This window comes from Borreliella garinii (genome assembly GCF_001922545.1).
Lineage (GTDB): Bacteria > Spirochaetota > Spirochaetia > Borreliales > Borreliaceae > Borreliella > Borreliella garinii.
Genome location: NZ_CP018744.1, coordinates 600953 through 623921 on the forward strand (window position 1 = coordinate 600953; position 22969 = coordinate 623921).

27 protein-coding genes are annotated in these 22969 nt (G+C 31.0%); all 27 read left to right on the top strand.

Translation table 11 applies throughout. The features are described from left to right. Genes hslV through flhF form a run of 27 tightly spaced genes read left to right on the top strand, consistent with a single transcriptional unit; the run spans position 1 to position 22962 of the window. Positions 1 to 549 carry an ATP-dependent protease subunit HslV gene (gene hslV, locus BLA33_RS02815; RefSeq protein ID WP_004791527.1) on the top strand — a complete coding sequence of 183 codons (549 nt, stop codon included), beginning with the start codon at positions 1 to 3 and terminating at the stop codon, positions 547 to 549. Beyond that, entirely contained in the window at positions 542 to 1888 is a 1347-nt protein-coding gene (gene hslU, locus BLA33_RS02820) for an HslU--HslV peptidase ATPase subunit (RefSeq protein ID WP_029346573.1), read from the top strand. Before hslV ends, hslU begins: the two co-directional genes overlap by 8 nt. 34 nt (positions 1889 to 1922) lie before the next feature. Continuing rightward, a complete protein-coding gene (flgB, locus tag BLA33_RS02825; RefSeq protein ID WP_029346574.1) occupies positions 1923 to 2330 on the top strand; it encodes a flagellar basal body rod protein FlgB in 408 nt (135 codons plus the stop codon). 23 nt (positions 2331 to 2353) lie between these two features. Then, a complete protein-coding gene (gene flgC, locus BLA33_RS02830; RefSeq protein ID WP_029346575.1) occupies positions 2354 to 2812 on the top strand; it encodes a flagellar basal body rod protein FlgC in 459 nt (152 codons plus the stop codon). Between the two features lie 11 nt (positions 2813 to 2823). Continuing rightward, on the top strand, positions 2824 to 3159 hold the full coding sequence (fliE, locus tag BLA33_RS02835; protein ID WP_029346576.1) for a flagellar hook-basal body complex protein FliE: 336 nt from the start codon (positions 2824 to 2826) through the stop codon (positions 3157 to 3159). 14 nt (positions 3160 to 3173) lie between these two features. Next, positions 3174 to 4883 (top strand): flagellar basal-body MS-ring/collar protein FliF, encoded by a 1710-nt coding sequence (gene fliF, locus BLA33_RS02840; protein WP_004791684.1) that lies wholly within the window; start codon positions 3174 to 3176, stop codon positions 4881 to 4883. 15 nt (positions 4884 to 4898) lie between these two features. Continuing rightward, a complete protein-coding gene (gene fliG, locus BLA33_RS02845; protein WP_002556889.1) occupies positions 4899 to 5933 on the top strand; it encodes a flagellar motor switch protein FliG in 1035 nt (344 codons plus the stop codon). 14 nt (positions 5934 to 5947) lie between these two features. Next, on the top strand, positions 5948 to 6868 hold the full coding sequence (gene fliH / locus BLA33_RS02850) for a flagellar assembly protein FliH (protein WP_029346578.1): 921 nt from the start codon (positions 5948 to 5950) through the stop codon (positions 6866 to 6868). Positions 6869 to 6886: 18 nt separating this feature from the next. Next, entirely contained in the window at positions 6887 to 8197 is a 1311-nt protein-coding gene (locus BLA33_RS02855) for a FliI/YscN family ATPase (RefSeq protein WP_032985607.1), read from the top strand. After that, entirely contained in the window at positions 8194 to 8625 is a 432-nt protein-coding gene (locus BLA33_RS02860) for a flagellar FliJ family protein (protein WP_075226432.1), read from the top strand. The genes BLA33_RS02855 and BLA33_RS02860 overlap by 4 nt, the downstream gene beginning before the upstream one ends. Beyond that, positions 8618 to 9235: a periplasmic-type flagellar collar protein FlbB gene (locus tag BLA33_RS02865; RefSeq protein WP_029346579.1), complete on the top strand. Its 618-nt coding sequence runs from the start codon at positions 8618 to 8620 to the stop codon at positions 9233 to 9235. Before BLA33_RS02860 ends, BLA33_RS02865 begins: the two co-directional genes overlap by 8 nt. A gap of 7 nt (positions 9236 to 9242) precedes the next feature. Continuing rightward, entirely contained in the window at positions 9243 to 10430 is a 1188-nt protein-coding gene (locus BLA33_RS02870) for a flagellar hook-length control protein FliK (RefSeq protein ID WP_075226434.1), read from the top strand. Between the two features lie 13 nt (positions 10431 to 10443). Further along, entirely contained in the window at positions 10444 to 10887 is a 444-nt protein-coding gene (gene flgD, locus BLA33_RS02875; protein WP_029346580.1) for a flagellar hook assembly protein FlgD, read from the top strand. A 4-nt stretch (positions 10888 to 10891) separates the two neighbouring features. Further along, positions 10892 to 12220: a flagellar hook protein FlgE gene (gene flgE, locus BLA33_RS02880; protein WP_029346581.1), complete on the top strand. Its 1329-nt coding sequence runs from the start codon at positions 10892 to 10894 to the stop codon at positions 12218 to 12220. Positions 12221 to 12241: 21 nt separating this feature from the next. After that, positions 12242 to 12466 carry a flagellar FlbD family protein gene (locus tag BLA33_RS02885; protein WP_029346582.1) on the top strand — a complete coding sequence of 75 codons (225 nt, stop codon included), beginning with the start codon at positions 12242 to 12244 and terminating at the stop codon, positions 12464 to 12466. Further along, entirely contained in the window at positions 12463 to 13245 is a 783-nt protein-coding gene (locus BLA33_RS02890; RefSeq protein ID WP_004791773.1) for a motility protein A, read from the top strand. The genes BLA33_RS02885 and BLA33_RS02890 overlap by 4 nt, the downstream gene beginning before the upstream one ends. Beyond that, on the top strand, positions 13245 to 14027 hold the full coding sequence (gene motB / locus BLA33_RS02895; protein ID WP_004791852.1) for a flagellar motor protein MotB: 783 nt from the start codon (positions 13245 to 13247) through the stop codon (positions 14025 to 14027). The genes BLA33_RS02890 and motB overlap by 1 nt, the downstream gene beginning before the upstream one ends. Positions 14028 to 14074: 47 nt before the next feature. Further along, positions 14075 to 14611, top strand: coding sequence for a flagellar basal body-associated protein FliL (fliL, locus tag BLA33_RS02900; protein ID WP_004791886.1), 537 nt, complete (start codon positions 14075 to 14077; stop codon positions 14609 to 14611). A gap of 24 nt (positions 14612 to 14635) precedes the next feature. Continuing rightward, complete coding sequence (gene fliM / locus BLA33_RS02905) at positions 14636 to 15694, top strand: flagellar motor switch protein FliM (RefSeq protein WP_004791557.1); 1059 nt, start codon at positions 14636 to 14638, stop codon at positions 15692 to 15694. A 45-nt stretch (positions 15695 to 15739) separates the two neighbouring features. Beyond that, the gene (gene fliN / locus BLA33_RS02910; RefSeq protein WP_004791803.1) at positions 15740 to 16081 is read left to right on the top strand and encodes a flagellar motor switch protein FliN; all 342 of its coding nucleotides are present in this window, start codon (positions 15740 to 15742) and stop codon (positions 16079 to 16081) included. After that, positions 16074 to 16700 carry a flagella biosynthesis regulatory protein FliZ gene (locus BLA33_RS02915; protein WP_029346583.1) on the top strand — a complete coding sequence of 209 codons (627 nt, stop codon included), beginning with the start codon at positions 16074 to 16076 and terminating at the stop codon, positions 16698 to 16700. The genes fliN and BLA33_RS02915 overlap by 8 nt, the downstream gene beginning before the upstream one ends. A gap of 10 nt (positions 16701 to 16710) precedes the next feature. After that, complete coding sequence (fliP, locus tag BLA33_RS02920) at positions 16711 to 17475, top strand: flagellar type III secretion system pore protein FliP (protein WP_004791897.1); 765 nt, start codon at positions 16711 to 16713, stop codon at positions 17473 to 17475. Between the two features lie 8 nt (positions 17476 to 17483). Then, the gene (gene fliQ, locus BLA33_RS02925) at positions 17484 to 17747 is read left to right on the top strand and encodes a flagellar biosynthesis protein FliQ (protein WP_029346584.1); all 264 of its coding nucleotides are present in this window, start codon (positions 17484 to 17486) and stop codon (positions 17745 to 17747) included. A gap of 35 nt (positions 17748 to 17782) precedes the next feature. Next, positions 17783 to 18571 carry a flagellar biosynthetic protein FliR gene (gene fliR / locus BLA33_RS02930; RefSeq protein WP_075226436.1) on the top strand — a complete coding sequence of 263 codons (789 nt, stop codon included), beginning with the start codon at positions 17783 to 17785 and terminating at the stop codon, positions 18569 to 18571. Further along, entirely contained in the window at positions 18571 to 19689 is a 1119-nt protein-coding gene (flhB, locus tag BLA33_RS02935; RefSeq protein ID WP_029346585.1) for a flagellar biosynthesis protein FlhB, read from the top strand. The genes fliR and flhB overlap by 1 nt, the downstream gene beginning before the upstream one ends. A gap of 8 nt (positions 19690 to 19697) precedes the next feature. Further along, positions 19698 to 21791, top strand: a complete 2094-nt coding sequence (gene flhA / locus BLA33_RS02940; RefSeq protein ID WP_088123886.1) for a flagellar biosynthesis protein FlhA — start codon at positions 19698 to 19700, stop codon at positions 21789 to 21791. Positions 21792 to 21795: 4 nt separating this feature from the next. Next, positions 21796 to 22962 (top strand): flagellar biosynthesis protein FlhF, encoded by a 1167-nt coding sequence (gene flhF, locus BLA33_RS02945; protein WP_004791903.1) that lies wholly within the window; start codon positions 21796 to 21798, stop codon positions 22960 to 22962. The last annotated feature ends 7 nt before the right edge of the window (positions 22963 to 22969 follow it).

Below are 22969 nucleotides of genomic sequence, written 5' to 3' on the forward strand. Positions count from 1 at the left end.
ATGGGCTTTAAAGGAACCACAGTTATTGCAATAAAGAAAAATGGTAAGACTGTGGTGGCAGCAGATGGACAAGTAACTTTTGGACATACTGTTTTAAAGAGTAATGCTATTAAAATAAGAAAATTGCTTAATGGGAAAATTTTGGCAGGATTTGCAGGTTCGACATCCGATGCAATTACTCTTTTTGAAAAATTTGAAGAAAAAATCAAGGCAAAAGGTGATGGTTTGATTGATATTAAAAGGGCGGCTGTTGACCTTGCAAAAGATTGGCGTTCTGACAAAATACTTCATAAGCTTGAGGCTATGATGCTTGTTGCTGATTCTAAGAATATTCTTTTGATTTCTGGCACCGGTGATGTTGTTGAACCGGAAGAGGATGTTATTTCAATTGGTAGTGGTGGTAATTATGCATACTCAGCAGCTCTTGCTTATATGGAGAATAAAAAATTAAGTGCTTTTGAGGTTGCACTTAGATCTTTAAAAATAGCAGCAAGGGTATGTATATATACTAATTCTAACATTGTACTTGAGGAGATTGAAAATGAATAAATTAGAAGAGCATTATATAGTTCCCAAAGATGTAGTTGCAGAACTTGATAAGTACATAATAGGTCAAGATGAAGCTAAAAAATTAGTATCAATTGCTCTTGTTAATAGATATATAAGGTCTAGACTTCCAAAAGAAATAAAAGATGAGGTAATGCCTAAAAATATTATTATGATTGGATCAACTGGCATTGGAAAGACTGAGATTGCAAGAAGACTTTCTAAGTTGATTAAAGCTCCTTTTATTAAAGTTGAAGCTACAAAATATACTGAGGTTGGATATGTTGGTCGCGATGTTGAATCTATGGTTAGAGATTTGATGGGCATTGCAGTTAATATGGTAAAAGAAGAGATGTATAACACTGTAAGAGATGATGCTTTACTAAAAACAGAAGAGAGAATAGTTGAAAGTCTTTTTAAAGGATCTGGCAATTCTGAGAATGTAGATCCAAATGAAATAAAGGCGGAGGAAAAGGTAAAAGAGAAGCTTAGAAAAAAGCTTAGAGCAGGTGAGCTTGATAATACTATTATTGAAATACAAATTTCTAGTAAAATGCCATTTTCTACAATAGAAATATTTACAGGTGGTAATTTTGAAGAGATTGATATGGGAATTGGTGGTTTGTTAGGCAATATATTTGATAGAAAAAAGAAAAGAGAATTGAAAATTAAAAAGGCAAAGGAAATAATTTTAGCAGAAGAGCTTGAAAAATTGGTCGATCACGAAAATATTTCAGATATTGCAAAATCTAAAGTTGAAAATATGGGAATTATTTTTATTGACGAGATTGATAAAATAGCTGCTAAGAATAGGAGTGGCAATGATGTATCTAGAGAAGGTGTTCAAAGAGATATTTTACCAATTATTGAAGGCTCTAAAGTTAATACAAAATATGGCATAGTTGATACTTCTCATATTTTATTTATTGCAGCAGGAGCATTTAATTTGGCTAAACCTTCTGATTTAATACCCGAGCTTCAAGGGAGATTTCCTATTAAGGTTGAGCTTAAGAGCCTAAGCATAGATGATTTGAAAAAAATTTTAAAACAAACAAAAAATTCTCTAATAAAGCAATATGTTGCGATGTTTAAGGTTTATAATTTAGATTTAAAGTTTAGTGAAGAGGCCATAGATAGAATTGCTGAGCTTACTTTTAATATGAATCTTGAGAATGAAGATCTTGGTGCCAGAAGACTTCACGGCGTTATGGAAAGAGTGCTTGCAGATCTTTTTTTTGAGGTACCTGGTAGTAAGTTAAAAAAATTTGAAATAAACTTGGACTATGTTAATAAAAAAATACAAATTAACGAACAAAAAGATTTAAATTATTATATAATTTAGTTAAAAGCAATTTTAAACAGAGGGGGGTTTCAATTTGAATGATTTTGAAAGATCTATAGATTTTTCACATAGGTATTTAGATGTTCTAAGTTTAAGACAAAGTGTTATTTCTGACAATATAGCAAATGTAGATACTCCAAATTTTAAAAGAAGTAGAATTTCTTTTGAGTCAGAGCTTGAAAAGGCTTTTTCAAATAAAGGTAAAAATGATCTAAGCCTAATTAAGTCTAGTGATAAGCATTTGTCTGGTCTTAAAAATCCAGAGTATTCAGATGTCAAGCCCCACAGAGTTCTTGATCATTTTTCAACTATGAATAATAATGGCAACAATGTTGATATTGATTCTGAGATTAAGGCACTTGTACAAAATCAAATGATGTATCATCTTATGACTAATGTTCAGGCGCATTATTTTAAAAGTATAAATATTGTATTAAAATAAATTAATATCTTAAGGAATGTAAAATGGGATTGTTTTCAAGCATTAATGTAGCTTCAACGGGATTAACAGCACAAAGGTTGAGGATTGATGTTATTTCTAATAACATTGCAAATGTTTCTACTTCTAGAACTCCTGATGGTGGACCTTATAGAAGGCAAAGGATTATTTTTGCTCCAAGGGTTAGTAATCCTTATTGGAAAGGTCCTTTTATTCCAGATTATCTTGATAATGGTATTGGGCAAGGAGTTCGGGTTGCCAGCATTGAAAAAGATAAGTCTCCATTAAAGTTAAAATATGATCCAACTCATCCCGATTCAATAAGTTTTGGGGATAAAAAAGGCTATGTGGAGCTTCCTAATGTTAATTTAGTTGAAGAAATGGTAGATATGATTTCAGCTTCTCGTGCTTATGAGGCAAATTCTACTGTTATTAATAGTAGCAAGTCTATGTTTAGAAGTGCGTTAGCTATACTTCAAAACTAAAGGAGAGATCATTGGTGAGAATAGATGCTTTTTTTACAGAGAATAATATTAATTTGATTAAGAAAAGTTCTTTGCATTTTGACGTGAATCTTTTTAATTCTAAAAGCAGTACCAAAAACAATGATGCTAAAACATTTAAGGATGTTTTAATAAATACGATTACTGATATCAACAAAAGCCAATTAAATGTTTCTAAAGTTATGGAACAAGCTGTTCTTAGGCCTAGTAGTGTTGATGTTCATGATTTTGCAATAGCGCTATCTAAGGCTAATATGAATTTAAGTATTTTAAAGGCTGTTGTTGAGAGAGGCATAAAGGCTTATCAAGATATAATTAATATTCGTTAAGGAGCCATAAGATTTTGAGCAATTTTTTTACTAATTTTTTTGTTTCAGCAAAAGGAATCTTCAAAAAAGCTAGTACGGTTCAGAAAATAGCCTTAGGATTGATTATTTTTTTTGTAATTCTTGCGTTTGTTTTTTTAATAGGCTTTTCTACTAAAAGTCAAAGCATTGCTCTTTTTGGAGTTGAGATTAAAGATCAATATCTCTTAGATAGGATATCGCAAAGACTTGACAGAGAAAATGTTAAGTATTTTTTGAGTTCTGATGGAAGAATTTATTTGGATGACGAAAAGCTTGCAAAAAAAATGAGAGCAATTCTTGTCAGAGAAGAGCTTGTGCCTGTTCATATGGATCCATGGGCCTTGTTTGATATTGATAGGTGGACCATTACTGATTTTGAAAGAAGTATTAACCTTAGAAGATCTATTACAAGAGCAGTTGAGCAGCATATTGTAGCTTTAGATGATGTTGATGCTGTTAGCGTAAATCTTGTTATGCCTGAGAAAGCTCTTTTTAAAGAAGCTCAAGAGCCCGTTAAGGCATCTGTTAGGATTACCCCAAGACCCGGTTCTGATATTATTACCAATAGAAAAAAAGTTGAAGGACTTGTTAAGCTTATTCAGTATGCCATTGAAGGTCTTGAATCTGACAATATTGCTATTGTTGATAATAGTGGGACTATTTTAAATGATTTTTCTAATTTAGATGGAATAGATAGAATAGACTTAGCAGAAAAAGAACGTAAATTAAAGCTTAAATATGAAGCTATGCTTAGAGGAGAAATCGACTCTGCATTAAGTAAGGTTTTATCTATTGATAGGTTTATGATAGCAAGGGTAAATGTAAAACTTGACACTTCAAAAGAAACTACAGAGTCTAAAGAGTATGCTCCTATTGAGCTTCAATCCCAAGACCCAAAAGCTTCTTATAATACTAGAAAAGTAAGCGATTCGACTATCATATCTTCTCAGACGCAAAAAAAAGAATATCAGGGGCAAGGATATAGTCCTTGGGGGCCTCCTGGGCAGGAAGGCAATACTCCTCCTGAATATCAAGATTTAAGCGATATTACCGGTAAATATAATGAGTCTCAAGAGATCAAAAATGTTGCTTTAAATGAAAAAAAATCTACAAGCGAAAAAGAGCCTGCTAGGATTGTGGGTGTTTCTCTTGGTATTTTCGTGGATGGTATTTGGAATTTTGTGTATGACGAGAAGGGAGATTTCGTAATAGAAAATGGAATGAGAAAAAGAGAATATAAGCCTATGGCCTTAGAAGAAATAAAAAATATTGAAGATGTTTTGCAAAGTTCTTTTGAATATAAGCCAGAAAGGGGCGATTCAATAACGGTTAGAAATATATCTTTTGATCGTATGAATGAATTTAGAAAAATAGATGAAAATTATTTTGCAAGTGAAAGGTTTAAATATTTTTTATTTATTGCAAGCGTGATGTTTTCACTATTAATTTTAGCATTTACAATATTTTTTGCTATTTCTAGAGAACTTGAGAGACGAAGACGTCTTAGAGAAGAGGAATTGGCAAAACAAGCACATTTAAGACGCCAACAAGCCTTAATGGATGGTGGTGACGATATTGGTGTTGATGATGTTGTTGGTGGGATTAGAGAAGGTGATGAGCTTCAAAACAATGCTGAGCTTTTAGCCAGAGAAAAGCCAGAAGATGTTGCAAAGCTTATAAGAACATGGCTTTTGAAAAATGCGTAGAAGGTAGTAATTGATATGGAAGAAAAAAAAGAAAAGGAGATTCTTGATGTTTCTGCTTTAACAGGTAAGCAAAAGGCTGCTATTTTATTGGTTTCAATAGGTTCTGAAATCTCTTCTAAAGTGTTTAAGTATCTTTCTCAAGAAGAGATAGAGTCTTTGACATTTGAGATAGCAAAGCTTGAGACAATTACTTCTGAGCTTAAAGATAATGTTCTTTTAGAGTTTAAAGAATTAATGATGGCTCAAGAGTTTATTCAAAAAGGTGGAATTGATTATGCAAGAGAGCTTCTTGAAAAATCTCTTGGGACCCAAAAAGCAGTTGACATTATTAATAATTTGGGGTCTGCTTTACAGTCTAGACCTTTTGAATTTGTGAGAAGAGCAGATCCTGCAAATATTTTAAACTTTATTCAACAAGAACATCCTCAAACAATTGCCTTAATACTTTCATATCTTGATCCCCAAAAGGCATCTTTTATTCTTTCCAGTTTGCCTACAGAGGTGCAAACAAATGTTGCAAGGAGAATTGCATTAATGGATAGAACTTCTCCTGAAGTTGTAAGAGAGGTTGAGAGAGTTCTTGAAAAAAAACTGGCTTCTCTTTCTTCAGAAGATTACACATCAGCAGGAGGAGTTGACAATGTTGTTGAGATAATTAATATGGCTGATAGAAAGACCGAAAAGTTTATTATTGAATCTCTTGAAGAAGAAGATCCAGAGCTTGCAGAAGAAATTAAAAAGAAAATGTTTGTATTTGAGGATATAGTTTTGCTTGATGACAGATCTATACAAAGGGTTTTAAGAGAAATAGATGGTCAAGAGCTGGCAAAAGCTTTAAAATCTGTAGATATTCCTGTCCAAGAAAAAATTTTCAAAAACATGTCAAAAAGAGCAGCTTCAATGCTTAAGGAGGATATGGAATTTTTGGGACCTACTAGGCGAAAAGACGTTGAGGAATCCCAGCAAAAAATTGTTTCTCTTATTAGAAAGTTAGAAGAACAGGGAGAAATAGTTATTTCAAGAGGTGGTGAGGAAGATGTGCTTGTCTGATAAAGGAGTTTTGTTTGCCTAAGGTTTTATATAAATCATCAGAAGTTGATAATTCAGTAAAGTTTGAATTTGTTGAGATAGCAAAGCCTGTTTTTGAATCCTTGGAAATTAAGGAGAAGGAAGGCAAAGTTTACGACATAGAAAGTCAAATTGCCAAACTTAAAGAAGAGTTACAATTTTTAAGAGATGAAAAATTGCAACTTGAGGAAGAGCTTGTTAAAAGACAAGAACTTGCCAAAGAAGAAATCCAAATTGAATCTGATAGGCTTATTGAAGAGGCCAGGATAAAAGCCAATGAAGTATTAGAGACAGCAAAGCAAGAAGCAGATCTTTTGCAAAGAGAAGCTATTTATAAGAAGGAATCCATTGAGACCGAGTCTAATGCTGAAATTGAAAGATTGGCAAGAGAGTATGAGGAAAAATTAAAAAGAGATCTTGAGGTAGCAACCGCTAAAGGCAGGGAAGAAGGGTATAGCAAAGGTTATGAAAGTGGTTTTGAAGATTTTGACAAAGTTATGAGAAAGCTTCATAGCATAATAGCATCTTTGATTGCCGAAAGGAAAAGCATTCTTGAATCTTCGAGTGGTCAAATAGTAAGTCTTGTTATGCAAATTGCAATTAAGGTTATTAAGAGAATTACAGATTCTCAAAAAGATATTATCTTGGAAAATGTTAATGAGGTATTGAAAAGGATAAAAGATAAGACGCAGATTACCATTCGTGTAAATCTTGATGATTTAGATATTGTTAGACATAAAAAGAGTGATTTTATTTCTAGATTTGATATTATAGAAACTTTAGAAATAATAGAAGATCCCAACATAGGCAAAGGTGGTTGTATAATTGAAACTAATTTTGGAGAGATTGATGCGCGTATTTCTTCTCAACTTGATAAAATAGAGGAAAAATTTAAAAATTTTTCGTTATTGAGTTAAGTATTTAAAGGAATTTTAGTGAGCAATTTTTTTGAAAATTATTTAAGACAAGTAGATGATATTGAAACTATCTCTTTTGTTGGCAGAGTGCAAAAAATAAAAGGTCTTTTAGTTGAAAGTTTGGGGCCTCAGTGTGCTGTTGGAGATTTATGTTTAATTGATCAAAGGAATAATAAAAAGGTATGTGCTGAGGTTTTGGGCTTTAATGGGCCTTATGTTAGTCTTATGGCTTATGAAGGATTTAGCGGAATTGAAGTTGGGAATAAAGTCTATTCTTTAAATAAAGGGCTAGAAATAAATCTTAGTGATGAGCTTTTAGGAAGGGTTATTGATTCTCTTGGTAGGCCTATTGATAATAAAGGGTCATTTTTAAAAAATAGATATAAAGAGTTAACTTTTGAGAAAATCAATCCAATTAATAGAAGTATTTTCGAAGAACAAATATTAACAGGAGTTAAAGTTCTTGATGGGTTTTTGCCAGTCGCAAAAGGACAAAGAGTTGGTATTTTTTCTGGTGCTGGTGTTGGTAAATCTACTTTGCTTGGCATGATTGCAAAGAATTCAAATGCAGATGTAAATGTTATTGCTTTTATTGGGGAAAGAGGTCGAGAGCTTAATGAGTTTATTGAACACGAGCTTGGTGAGGAGCGTTTAAAAAAAAGTGTTTTAGTTGTTTCAACTTCTGATGAATCACCTATATCAAGGTATAAAGGGGCTTATGTTGCTACCATGATAGCAGAATACTTTAGAGATCAAGGTAAAGATGTAGCTTTGCTTTTTGATTCTATTACTAGGTTTGCTAATGCGAAAAGGGAGATGTCTCTTTCTTTAGGAGAGCCTCCGGTATCTAAAGGTTATCCGCCTTCTGTTTTTGTTGAAATTCCAATTTTACTTGAGAGATCAGGGTTTAATGGCAATGGAGGAAGTGTTACTGGATTTTATACTGTTCTTGTCGAGGGAGATGATTTTACAGAGCCTGTAGCCGATAATATTAAGGCTGTTTTAGATGGTCATATTATTTTAGACAGAGATTTATTTGACAGAGGAATTTATCCTTCAATAAATATTCTTAGTTCAACTTCAAGATCTATTAATAGGATAATGAGTTTAGAAAAACAAAAATTAATAATGAAAGCTAGAAATTTATTGTCTATTTATAAAAATTATGAAGATCTTATTAGAACGGGGATTTATATCAAAGGATCCAATAAGGATGTTGATTTTGCAATTTCTAAGTATCCCAAGATTATTGATTTTATTTCTCAAGGAATAAATGAGATATTTGATTTTGAAAATTTAGAAGATGAAATAAGGGAAATATTATCTTGAATGATTTAAACTTTAAAAAACAAAAGCTTAATAGAATATTAACCATTAGAACCTATCATCGAAAGTTAAGTGAGAGAGACTTGATGAATATAAATAAAAAAATTTCAAAAATAAATCAGTTTTCAGATGGAATTCCTAATCTTTTAAAAAGATTGAGCAGTTTGGATGCTCTTTCTATAAGAGGTTATATAGACTATTTAAATTATAAAAAAAAACAAAATTTTAAAATTCTTGAAGAGCTTAAAAAGCATTATAATGAGTGTTATGATATTTATGTGGATAAATATAGGGAAGAAAAAAAGATTAAGATATTAATAAAAACTTTAAATAATTTTATAATTAAAAATAGAGAAAAAAAGGAAAGCTTATTGCTAGATGAGTATGTAAATTATAAAGTTTGTCAAAATCTGAGGATTGAAAGTGAATAATTTTTTATCGTTCTTTTTTAGAGCATTTTTTTTGTTGTTTTTAATTTTTATTTTATTTTTCTTTATATTATTCTTTATTGATTTTCTTGGAATTTATAATACTAAGAGATATTTCCCTGAGTTTGTAAGAACTAAGTTTTTAGGAGAAACTTCTCTAGTCTTTGATCATAATTCCAATATAATTCTTGATGAAGCTAGGCTTGTTAAGGAAAGGGAAGCTATTGATATTAAGAATCAGCAGATTGAAAAGCTTAAAGAAGATCTAAAGTTAAAAGAAGACAGTTTAAATAAGCTTGAATTTGAGCTTAAGCAAAAGCAGAAAGATTTAGATTTAAAACAAAAGGTAATAGATGACATTATAAATAAATATAATGACGAGGAAGCAAATATTTTACAAACAGCTGTATATTTAATGAACATGCCGCCAGAAGATGCTGTTAAGCGACTTGAGGATTTAAATCCTGAGCTTGCAATATCTTATATGCGGAAAATTGAAGAACTTTCTAAAAAAGAAGGCCGGCTATCAATTGTTCCTTATTGGTTATCCCTTATGGATTCTAAAAAAGCTGCTGTATTGATTAGAAAAATGTCTGTTAGTTCATTGGAGTAATGAGTATATGAGTAATTTAGTAAATTTAAGTAAAGCTTATGGTAATAAATTTAATCTCTTAAATACAATTAAAGGATTAAATTTAAATGTTTCTAAAATGGAATCTAGAGAGAATTCTGGTTCTTTTTTAAATATTATATCTTCTGAATCTAAAAGATTAGCTAAAGCAAAATTAATGATATTTGATTTTTTAAATTTTTTTAAAGATAATGGACTTATTGCTAAAAATTCAAAAAAATCGCCTTTAGATAAATCCTTTTTTTTAAAAAAACTTGAGAATGAGGCTTTTGTTTCTGATTTGAAATCCTTGATTGCCAAAATGAATGTTTTTTTAGATTTTGAAGGTTTAAATAGCATTAAAGAAAATTTATCATTTAATTTTGATAATTTTGATTTTCTAAATAAAGGAAAATTTTTTGAAAAAATTGAAAGACTTTGTTTGGCTTTTGATGATTTAAGCTCTTTTTTGGGTTTTGATTTTTTAACTGCCTTGATTGATGATCATTATAATCAGATAAGCTTGAATAATAAAAAGGAAGAAAAAAATGTTATTAATATTGATGTGAAAAACTTTAAGAAGAATAATAGTGATCACAATGATTTTGTTTTTTCAAAGTTTAGCTTAAATACAATTGATGGTCAAAATTTTGCTGGTAGGTATAAAGTTAAAGAAATATCAGACGACTCTTTAAAAGGTTTTGTTGAAGAATTTGCCAATTATAACATAAAAAGCTCTAAAGAGGTTGATAGTTTTGATTTTGTCAGCAGTTTAAAGCCAGAGTGGAATCTTAAGATTAATAAAAATATTGTGGATAAAGCTAAAGTTGTGTTAAAATCGAATAATACAGGAGAGATTAAGTTGGTTTTAAAGCCTAAAGAGCTTGGCAGCATACGAATTAATTTAAACCTTGATTCTAATAATAATTTATTGGGAAAGATCGTGGTGGACAATCAAAATGTTAAAATGCTTTTTGACCAAAATATGCATTCATTAAATAAAATGCTTGGCGAAAGCGGTTTTAATGCCAGTTTAAATCTTTTTCTTGCAGGTGAGAATTTAAATTCTTTTTCTAAAAATTTTAGAGATGACTCTAGGGATCAAAATTTTCATTTTGGCTATAATAAATTTTTTAAAATTGAAGAAGAAGTTGAATTTTCTTACGATTTAGATAAAAATGTTAATTTAATTGTTTAGAGGACAGAGTGAAATGAGTAAAATGAATGGCATTGAAAATGTTTCTAATTTGACTAATAGTAGTAAAATTAAAAAAGAATCAGATTTTAAGGTTGACAATGTATCCAATAAGGTTAATCTTGGCAAGGATGATTTTTTAAAGTTGCTCATTACTCAACTTAGGTATCAAGATCCTACAAATCCAATGAAAGATAAAGAATTTATTTCTCAAATGGCACAATTTTCGGCTCTTGAGCAAATGACCAATATGAGTAAGTCATTTGAGAAGCTTTCATCTTCTTTAGAAATAAGAAGAGATTTGGATTTATTAGGCAAAGTAATTAAATTTCAGCATGGTGATGGGGAGGTTGTTAGGGGTCGTGTCACAAACATTAAGACGGGCGCAATACCCCAAGTTATGGTTAATGGTAATTATTATGTATATAAAAATATATTATCGGTAGGTTTGGAGGAGTAATTATATGATGAGGTCTTTATATTCTGGTGTTTCTGGGCTTCAGAATCATCAAACAAGAATGGATGTTGTTGGTAATAACATCGCGAATGTAAATACAATTGGTTTTAAAAAGGGAAGAGTAAATTTTCAGGATATGATATCGCAGTCTATTTCTGGAGCTTCTCGTCCTACTGATTCTCGTGGCGGGACTAATCCTAAGCAAGTTGGATTAGGCATGAATGTTGCTACAATTGACACTATTCACACCCAAGGGGCTTTTCAAAGCACTCAAAAAGCATCTGATCTTGGGGTTAGTGGTAATGGATTTTTTATTTTAAAAGAAGGTAAAAATTTGTTTTATACAAGAGCCGGTGCTTTTGATGTGGACTCTGATCGACATCTTGTAAATCCTGCAAATGGAATGCGAATTCAAGGTTGGATGGCAAGAGATTTAGAAGGTGAAAAGGTTATCAATACAGCTTCTGATATTGAGGATCTGATTATTCCGATTGGAGATAAAGAGGGAGCAAAATCTACTAAAAATATTACTTTTGCCTGTAATCTTGATAAGAGATTGCCCGTAATTGAAGAAGGTGCAAGTCCGGCGGATATTGCACGTGGAACTTGGGTTGTCAATAAGTCATTATATGACAGTTTTGGAAATGTTAGTGTTCTTGAGCTTAGAGTTGTAAAAGATCTAAATACTCCTAATTTATGGAATGCAACAGTATTAATAAATGGTGAGCAAAATTCAAATTTTACAATTGGGTTTGACAATGAAGGAGCATTGGCGTCTTTAAATGGGCAACCAGGCCAAAAAGGAGATGTTCTTCAAATTCCTATAACATTTAATGTTGTAGGTGCAAATATAGGTGAAGTTGGTGAGCAGCAAACTGTAAATTTGAAACTGGGAACAGTTGGGAGCTATACTGATTCAATTACTCAATTTGCTGATTCTAGTAGTACAAAGGCTATTATTCAAGATGGATATGGCATGGGATATATGGAGAATTATGAAATTGATCAAAATGGTGTCATAGTTGGTGTTTACTCAAATGGCATAAGGCGAGATATTGGTAAGATTGCTCTTGCTTCTTTTATGAATCCTGGAGGACTTGCAAAATCAGGCGATACTAATTTTGTAGAAACAAGTAATTCAGGTCAAGTGAGAATAGGTGAGACTGGGCTTGCTGGACTTGGTGATATTAGATCTGGTGTTTTAGAAATGGCCAATGTTGATCTTGCAGAGCAGTTTACAGATATGATAGTGACCCAAAGAGGATTTCAGGCAAATGCTAAAACTATTACCACTTCTGACCAATTATTGCAAGAACTTGTAAGATTGAAAAATTAAGCTAAGATTGTTTTTTAGCATATGATTTTTGTAACTAAGCTTAATGGTTATGGATATTATTTAAATCCTTATCATATTGAAAGTATTGAAGCTAATCCTGATACTACAATTCTTCTTATGAATGGTAAGAAGCTAATTGTAAAAGAAAAAGTTGAAGAGGTGGTCAATAGGATTAAGTTGTACAGGAAAGAAATTGCTTCTTTTGAAAAAATTGTAGGAGAAGGAAATGGGGGCGTTGAATTATGAATTTAGCTAGTATAATTGGATGGGGAGTTGGATTTGGAGCTATTTTAATTTCCATGGCATTTACTCCTACAGGACTTGGTGTTTTTTGGGATTTAAGCTCTGTTTTTATTACTATTGTTGGATCTTTTTCTGCTCTTATGGCTTCTTCAGAAGTTATTGCTGTAAAAAAAATTCCAACGTATTTGGGATTCTTCTTTAGAAGAAATTCTTATGCCAAGGTTTCTATTATAAAAATATTAGTAGAGCTTTCAGAAAAGGCTAGAAAAGAAGGTCTTTTATCTCTTGATGATGAGCTTGAACAAATTAATGATCCATTTTTTAAGTCAGGAATGAGACTTGTTGTTGATGGTGCAGATCCTGAGGTAATTAGAACTATGCTTTATTTAGAGCTTGATCAAATGCAAGAAAGGCACAGAGTTGGTTCAGAACTTTTTAAGACTTGGGCAAAACTTGCCCCAGCTTTTGGTATGATAGGTACTCTTATTGGACTTGTGGCTCTTCTTGGTAATCTAGAGGACAAGTCTGCGCTTGGTTCTTCTATGGCTGTTGCTCTTATTACAACTCTTTATGGAACCATAATGGCAAATTTAATGTTTACTCCTGTCCAACTTAAGTTGGAGAAAATTGATTCTGAAGAAGCTGCAGTAAAGACAATGATAATTGAGGGTGTTTTATCAATTCAGTCTGGAGATAATCCTAGAATTTTAGAGCAAAAATTGATGACGTTTTTAACCCCCAAAGATCGAAGCCATCTTAGTAGTAGCATTGGGGGTGAATAATGGCCTTGCGAGTTAAAAAGCCTTCAAAATGTGATGAAGGATCCCCAGATTATATGTTGACTTATGGGGACATGGTTACTTTGCTGCTTGTATTTTTTGTTACAATGTTTTCATTAAATGATATTATTTTTCAAGAAAATGTAATAAGGATAATGTCTGCGTCTTTTACGGGTGCAGGATTTTTTAAAGGCGGTAAAACTTTAGATTTTAATAAATTATCTTATTTGAGTAATAGTTTTATGTCTTTGCCTTCTACTGTGCGCAATAAACAAGCGTCTCAGACTGCTAAAAATAAATCTATGATTGAATTTATTGAAAAAATCCAGTCTAAAAATATTATGGTTAGACAGGAAGAGAGAGGCATCGTGATATCTCTTGCAGCAGATGCATTTTTTGATTCTGCTAGTGCCGATGTTAAGCTTGAAGACAATAGAGATTCTATTCAAAAAATAGCATCTTTTATTGGGGTTTTAAGCTCTAGGGGCTATAATTTTAAAATAGAAGGACATACAGATAATATTGATACTGATGTAAATGGGCCTTGGAAAAGTAATTGGGAGCTTTCGGCTGCAAGATCTGTTAATATGCTAGAACATATTTTAAACTATTTAGATCAGTCTAATGTTAAGAGCATTGAAAATAAGTTTGAAGTATCTGGTTTTGGTGGAAGTAGACCTATTGCAACAGACGATACTCCTGAGGGCAGAGCTTATAATAGAAGGATTGATATATTAATTACTACGGATGCATCCTTAAGTTTTCCTAAGGAAATTGCGCAGTAATAAGTCTTTTAAACTGCAAAGAAGAAATTAATAGGAGGAATTTTATTATGCCGAATAAGGATGATGAAAATTTAGATATAGGGGATTCCAATATTGGTAGAAAAGGTGGTTTATTGCCTGATATTATAATAAAAATTTTGCAGATACTTGCAATAGGAATATTCACTGTTGCAATAATGATAATTGTTTCTTATTTTGTATCTAAAATGGTAGTAAGTCAAAGTGGGGCTCCTAGCGATTTTCCAGTTTTTTCTAATGAATACTTAGGAAAGCCCCCTATGCTTATATGGTATGAAAGCATAGATGAGATTAGAGGGAATACTTTAGATGTTCCTCCAAAAACTTTTGTTGTAAAGCTTGCTTTAGGGTATGCAGAGAATAATGTTAATATTCTCAATGAGCTTGGGAGACAGAAAGTTCGTTTAAAAGATATTATTAGGGAATATTTTAGCCAAAGGACTGGTCAAGAAATAAAGAATGAAAGTCAAATAAAGGCAGAGATTAAGGCAAGGATTAATAGTATCCTTAGAAATGGAGAAATAAAAGAAATAGCATTAACTCAAATTGATATTTTTGATATGTAATAAATAAATTAAAAGGAATTTTAAATGGCAAACAATCCAGGAGCTTTATCTCAAGACGATATAGACAGTCTTTTAGAGTCTATTAATTCGTCTGAAAGTTTATCGTTAGACGAATCCCTTTCTAATGTTATATCTAGTCCTACGGGTAAAAAACAAAAAGTTAAGGTTTATGACTTTAAAAGGCCAGATAAATTTTCAAAAGAGCAGGTCAGAACAGTTTCAAGTTTTCATGAGGCATTTGCTAGGTATACTACAACCTCACTTTCTGCTCTTTTAAGAAAAATGGTTCATGTTCATGTGGCCTCAGTTGATCAATTAACCTATGAAGAGTTTATTAGGTCAATACCCAATCCCACAACTTTAGCAATAATAAATATGGATCCTCTTAAAGGATCTGCTATTTTTGAAGTTGATCCAACCATAGCATTTGCTATAGTAGATAGGCTTTTTGGGGGAGACGGAGATACGATTAAAGATAAAAGTAGAGATTTAACAGAAATTGAGCAGTCTGTCATGGAAAGTGTTATTATTCGTATACTTGCTAATATGAGAGAGGCTTGGTCTCAAGTAGTTGATCTAAGGCCAAGATTTGGGCATATTGAGGTTAATCCACAGTTTGCGCAAATAGTCCCCCCTACAGAAATGATTATTTTAGTCACTCTTGAGGTTAAAATAGGAAAAGTGGAAGGACTTATGAATTTTTGTTTACCTTATATTACTATAGAGCCTATTGTTTCAAAATTATCAACAAGATATTGGCATTCTTTGATTGGTGTTGGGACCACTAGTGAGAATCTTGATGCTTTGCGTGAAAAGTTAGAAAATACAGCGATGCCTTTGATAGCAGAAATAGGTGAAGTTAAACTTAAAGTAAGAGAAATTTTATCGCTTGACAAAGGTGATGTTTTAAATCTTGAATCTTCTCTAATAAATAAAGATTTAACTTTAAAAGTTGGTACTAAAGAAAAGTTTAAATGTAGAATGGGTTTAATGGGGAATAAAGTTTCAGTACAAATTACAGAAAAAATTGGAGATATAAAAGGTTTTGATTTGTTAAAAGAGCTTACAGAAGAGGTTGAGTGATAGTTATTTTATTTATTGTAACTTAAATTATTAAGAGGTTGAATTATGAGTGTAGATGAAAAAAGTGATGGTGGAGAAAAGCCAGAAATAAAAGGTGTTAAGCTTCCTGATTTAATTGATACTTTACCAGAAGGAGTTGATCCTAGTAATTTTGGGCTTTTAATGGATGTGTCTATGCAGCTTACCGTAGAACTTGGAAGAACAGAGCGCAAAATAAAGGATATACTTGGCATGTCTGAGGGTACGATTATTACTCTTGATAAACTTGCAGGTGAGCCTGTAGATATTTTGGTAAACGGTAAAATAGTTGCCAGGGGAGAAGTAGTTGTAATTGATGAAAATTTTGGAGTTAGAATTACTGAGATAATTAAAACTAAAAATGAATAATAAATTTTTATTTTTAGTTTTTTTAGCGTTTTCTAATTTTTTTACATATGCTAATTCACAAAAGCAAGTAAATTTAGTATCTGTGGATTTAGAAAATGAATCTAGCTTGCCAATCTTTGAAGAGGATAAGGCAAATCTTGCTAACAATGTTAGTGTTCAGCCAGTTTCTCTTTTTAATATTTTAGATTTGGTTAAGATAGTTTTATTTTTACTTATTGCTTTTTTTATCTTTTTCTTATTTAAGAAGTTAATTTTTAATTCAAAAAAAAACAAATATGAACAAAGTTCTAATTTGATTAAAGAGCTTGTTTTTTACGAGATAGATGTTAAAAATTCAATAAGAATTATAAACATACTAGACAATGTTTACATATTTTTAGTTTCTAGTAATTCTTCTACCTTACTAAAAGAGATTAAATCTGAAGAAGAGCTAGAAGATTTAAAACTTAAGCTTAGTAAAATTAATAATTCTGCTAAGAAAGATTCTTTTAAATCAATCTTTAAGAAAATGTTGCTCAAAAAAGAAGATATTGCTTTTTCTGGTAATGATTATGTTAAACTTGAGAAGAAAATTGAGACTTCACTTAAGGATAAACAAGATAGATTAAAAAAATTTTAGAGGGTTTATTTTGAGAAAGTGTTTTAATTTTTTTTTATTTTTTAGTATAACAAGCTTGTCTTTTGCTCAAACAAAATCTTTGCAAGCCACTAAAGGTCTTAATTTCCCGTTTTCAAATTTTGAAAATATTGGTGGTTCAGAGATAGCTTTTTCTTTGCAGCTTTTAATTCTATTGACCATTATTACTCTTTCTCCAGCATTTTTAGTTTTAATGACTTCGTTTTTGCGAATATCTATAGTTTTGGATTTTATTAGGCGTGCTTTATCTCTTCAGCAATCTCCTCCTACTCAGATAGTAATGGGATTGGCTTTATTTTTAACTATTTTTACCATGTGGCCAACCTTTAATGTTATATATAAACAAGCTTATTTGCCCCTTAAAGAGTCAAAAATAAATTTTGATGAATTTTACAACAAAGGAATTGCTCCTCTGAGAATTTTTATGTATAAGCAGATGTCTGATGGGCGTCATGAAGAAATTAGATTATTTATGAGTATTAGTAATTATGATAGACCAAAAAATTTTAGCGAAGTGCCGACGCATGTTTTAATTGCAGCTTTTATTTTGCATGAGCTTAAAGTGGCTTTCAAAATGGGAATTTTAATATTTTTGCCGTTTATAGTTTTAGACATTATTGTTGCTTCTGTTTTAATGGCTATGGGTATGATAATGTTACCCCCTGTAATGATATCTTTGCCTTTTAAGCTGATTCTTTTTGTAATGGTAGATGGTTGGACTTTAATTACTAGTGGTCTTATTAAAAGTTTTATGTAAGGTTATATATGACTGCAGGACACATTCTTTATTTAATTAGGATTTCTATTGAAAATATTATTATTTTATCAGCTCCGATGTTGATTATAGCTCTTATAGTTGGCCTTTTGATTTCAATTTTTCAAGCTATTACTTCAATTCAAGATCAAACTTTAAGTTTTATTCCAAAGATTATTGTTATACTTTTAACCATTGTTATTTTTGGTCCTTGGATTTTGAATAAGCTTATGCAGTTTACCTATATGATTTTTAATCAATTGCAAAATATTTAATTTATGACTTAAAATTGTATTATTTGGATGAAATTTTGAATTTGAGTTTTTTAGTTTTAAAATCTTTTACAATTTTACCTATATTGGTTAGAATTTTTATGTTTTTTAAATTTTCTCCATTTTTTTCAACAATAAAAATCGGATATTTTAATTTTTTCTTTTCTTTGATTCTATCTGTAATTATTGTTGAAAAGATTAGGATTATTTATCCTTTAGACAGCATGCTTTCTTTTATGTTAATTTTATCAGGAGAAGCTATTTTAGGTCTTATTCAGGCATTTTTTGTTAGTATAATTTTTAATGTTTTTCATTTAGTTGGATTTTTCTTCTCTAATCAAATTGGACTTGCTTATGCAAATATTTTTGATGTTTTTTCAGAAGAAGATAGCATGATTATTTCACAAATTTTTGCGTATTTGTTTTTACTTTTGTTTTTATCAAGCGATTTTTTACTTCGTTTTTTTGTGATTGGCATACATGATTCTGTTTTGAACATTAGGGTTGAACATTTGGTTAATATGAGAAATTTAGAATTTATAAAGCTTTTGCTTATGTCTTTTGGATTTCTTTTTGAAAAAGCTTTATTAATTTCGTTTCCAATATTGGCTTTACTTTTACTTTTTTATCTAGTATTAGGAATACTTTCAAAATCGTCGCCTCAGATTAATTTATTAATAATTAGTTTTTCGACTTCGCTATTTTTAGGGCTATTGATTTTGTATATTGGATTTCCAAGTTTAGCAGTATCTTCAAAAAAAGTGATTGAACTTTCCTTAGATTCTCTTGCTAGTTTTGTAAAATTGTTTTCTAGAGTTTTAAAATAATGGTAAAAGATGAACTTTTGATTAAAAGTTGGTATATTCCTCTTGATTTTTTTTCTGCAGACGATGAGGGAAGAACGGAATTACCTACTGATCAGAAAAAGCAAAAAACAAGAGAAGAAGGACGGGTATTAAAGTCTACTGAAATTAATACCGCTGTTAGTCTTTTGTTATTATTTTCATTGTTTTTTTTCATGCTTTCTTATTTTGCTTTAGATTTAGTAGCTGTTTTTAAAGAGCAAGCTAGCAAGCTTCCCGAAGTTATGAGAATGAGTGTTTATTCTATGGGTTTTGCATATATTAGAGCCATCATAGGATATGTCGTTTTGTTTTTTATTGCAGCTTTAGTTGTTAATTTTTTTGTTAATATTATTCAAGTAGGTTTTTTCATTACTTTTAAATCTTTGGAGCCAAGGTGGGATAAGGTTAGTTTTAATTTTTCCAGATGGGCAAAAAATTCTTTTTTTTCAGCAGGGGCTTTTTTCAATTTGTTTAAAAGTTTGTTAAAAGTTGTTATAATATGCTTGATATATTATTTTATTATAGAAAACAATATAGGCAAAATTTCTAAGCTTTCGGAGTATACACTTAATTCTGGGATTTCTATTGTGTTGGTGCTTGCCTATAAGATATGTTTTTTCTCAGTAATGTTTTTGGCAATTGTTGGGGTGTTTGATTATTTGTTTCAAAGATCTCAGTACATTGAGAGTTTGAAAATGACAAAAGAAGAGGTAAAGCAGGAAAGAAAGGAAATGGAAGGTGATCCTTTACTTCGATCTAGAATAAAAGAGAGAATGAGGGTTGTTTTAAGTACTAATTTAAGAGTAGCTATTCCCCAGGCAGATGTGGTAATTACAAATCCAGAACATTTTGCAGTTGCTATTAAGTGGGATAGCGAAACAATGTTAGCTCCAAGAGTGCTTGCAAAAGGTCAGGATGAAATAGCTCTCACAATTAAAAAAATTGCAAGAGAAAATAATATCCCTTTAATGGAAAATAAGCTGCTTGCAAGAGCGCTTTATGCTAATGTTAAGGTTAACGAAGAGATTCCAAGAGAATATTGGGAGGTTGTTTCAAAAATTCTTGTGAGAGTATATTCTATTACTAAAAAGTTTAATTAGAGGTTCTATTGTTGGATGCTAGAAAAAATTCTATATTAGGATATTTAGGGCTTAATAATAAGTCTGATTTAATAATTTCGATTGGTTTAATATTTATTGTTGCTGGGTTTATCTTACCCCTTCCTGCAGTTATTTTAGATTTTTTGATTACGATTAATTTAGTAATAAGTCTTTTAATTATTTTAATTGTTCTTTATTCTAAGAGATCTCTAGATTTTTCTGTTTTTCCCACCTTATTGCTTGTGATGACTATTTTTGGACTTGTTCTTAATATTTCTTCTACTAGATTGATTTTAACGAAGGGTATAAATTTTGATGGGCAAATGATAAGAACATTTGGTACATTTGTTGTAGGTAGTTCTGGAATTCAAGGACTTGTTATTGGGTTTATTATATTTATAATAATCATTGCCGTTCAATTTATTGTAATTACCAAAGGAGCAACAAGGGTAGCTGAAGTTGCAGCTCGTTTTGCTCTTGATGCGCTTCCCGGTAAGCAAATGGCCATTGATTCTGCCTACAGCTCTGGAAATTTGACAGAAGAAGAGGCTACAAGGCAAAAAAACGATTTGCAATCAGAAGTTAATTTTTATGGTGCAATGGATGGAGCTTCTAAATTTGTATCGGGAAACGTTAAGGTTGGATTTTTGATAACCCTTATAAATATTCTTGGCGGTTTGCTGGTAGGAACAACTTTACAAGGTCTTAATTTTAGCGAAGCTCTTAATAATTATGTTTCATTAACAGTTGGCGATGGGCTTGTGTCTCAATTGCCGGCTCTTTTAATTTCAACGGCTACAGGATTGATTGTTACTAGGTCGATTTCAAAAAATAGCTTTGGTGGCGAGATTTTTGAGCAATTCACAAATCATTTAGGAATTTATTGGATTGTTTCTGGGTTTTTATGTTTTTTAGCTTTTCTTCCTGGATTTCCAACTCTAATTCTTCTTTTTTTAAGTTTGCTTATTGCATTTTTAGCTTATTCTCTTTCAGGAATAAAGCGCAAAGAAGAAATTAATGAAAAAATAAAATTGGAAGAAGAGCAAGCGGCAATTTATTCAGATAAAGATGTTGCGCCTGTTGTTCCTCTTGATCCACTGGCTCTTGAGATTGGATATAATCTTGTTCCAATAGTTGATGATACAAAAACTTCTGAATTACTTGATCGTATTGTTAAGATAAGGCGTGAGATTGCTTTTGAATTTGGAATAGTTGTGCCTAAGATTAGAATAGTTGATAATATGCGGCTTCAGCCCAATGCTTATTCTTTTAAACTAAGAGGAGTTGAAGTTGGACGAGGTGAGATTAAACTTGGTAAATTTTTAGTGATAAATGTTGGAATTGATTCTGGAATAGATGGAGATCTTGTTAAAGATCCTTCATTTGGGCTTCCTTCTCTTTGGGTAAATGATGATGGGCGAGAAACTGCTGAAAAATTGGGATATACTGTTGTAGATCCCCCCTCGATTATTGCTACACACATGACAGAGCTTATTAAAAGACATTCTTACGAAATTTTGACTCGTCAGGATGTTCAAAATACACTTGATCTTTTTAAGAAAGATTATGGGGCTATTGTTGAGGAGGTTCTTAAGAATTTTTCAGTTGGCGAGATTCAAAGAGTTTTGCAAGGTCTTTTAAAAGAGCAAGTTTCAATTCGAAATTTGGTTACAATTTTTGAAACAATTGCAGATTTCACAAGTATTACTAAGGATATATTTTTCTTAATTGAAAAATGTAGACAATCAGTTGGAAGGCAAATAACTAGTGGGTATTTAGACTTAAATTCTGAGCTTAATGTAATAACTTTAAACCCTAGTTTTGAGCAAATAATAATAGATTCTCGTATAGAATCCAATCATGATCTTATAAGTTCAATTGATCCTAATTTGAAAACTAAATTTATTTATAAACTTTTTGAAATTGTAAACGAGGTTCAAGCAGAAGGGTTTTATCCAGTTATTCTCTCAAGCGAATCGTCAAGACCTATAATAAAAGCGATAACAAGTAGAGAGATTCCAGAACTTGTTGTTATGTCTGTTTTAGAGGTTCCCCAAAATATTAAAGTTAATGTTCTTAAAACAGTAGAGGTTGAAGAATAGTATTATGGTTCAATATTTTACAGAAAAAGGTCCAACTTATAATGAAGTTATAGAAATAATTAAGAAAAAATATGGCAAGAATGCTAGGGTTATGACCTATAAAACCGTTCCTCATGGAGGGATTTTAGGTTTGTTTAGCAAAGATTGGGTTGAAGTTTCAGGTTATGTTAGATATGACATTGGTAATCAACAGATTAATGTTGAAGATGAAAAACGAAAAATCCTTCAAAGCATTAAAAGAGAGGAAAATTCTTCAATTGAAGATGTGCTAAAAGAAGTTAAATCTCTTAAAACAGAACTTGCTCACAAAAAAGAAAATATTAATCATCCAACAATTACAAAAATCGAAGACATTCTAAGAGAAAATGATTTTTCTGAAAACTATATTAAAGACATTAATGAGTTTATTAAGAGAGAATTTAGTTTGTCAGATCTTGATGATTATGAGAGAGTTAGAGAGGACGTTGTTTTATATATTGCAAAGACAATTAAATGTTCAGGTTCTATTATAGATGATCTTAAGAAAAGAGTTTTTATTTTAGTTGGCCCAACAGGTGTTGGAAAGACTACTACAATTGCAAAACTTGCAGCAATTTATGGTATTAATGGAGAATCTAAAAGTTTGAATATTAAGATTATTACTATTGATAATTATCGTATTGGGGCTAAAAAACAAATTCAAACTTATGGTGATATTATGGGTATTCCTGTTAGAGCAATTGAGTCTTTTAAAGATTTAAAAGATGAAATTACTGATTCAAAGGATTTCGATCTTATACTTGTTGATACAATTGGTAAAAGTCCTAAAGATTTTATGAAGCTTGCTGAGATGAAGGAGCTTCTTAATGCTTGTGGAAGAGATGCTGAATTTCACTTGGCCGTAAGCTCTACTACAAAAACATCAGATGTTAAAGAAATATTTCATCAATTTTCTCCTTTTAATTACAAAACTGTGATTTTTACCAAAGTGGATGAAACCACTTGCGTTGGAAATTTAATAAGTTTGATTTACGAAATGAAAAAAGTAGTTTCTTATGTTACGGATGGGCAAATTGTTCCTCATAATATCAGTGTTGCAGAACCACTTACTTTTATTAGAAGAATAAATGGCTACAGAATAAGCGATGATGCAGAGTTTATTAAGAAGATAAAAAGTAAATCTTATTATTAAGGAAAGT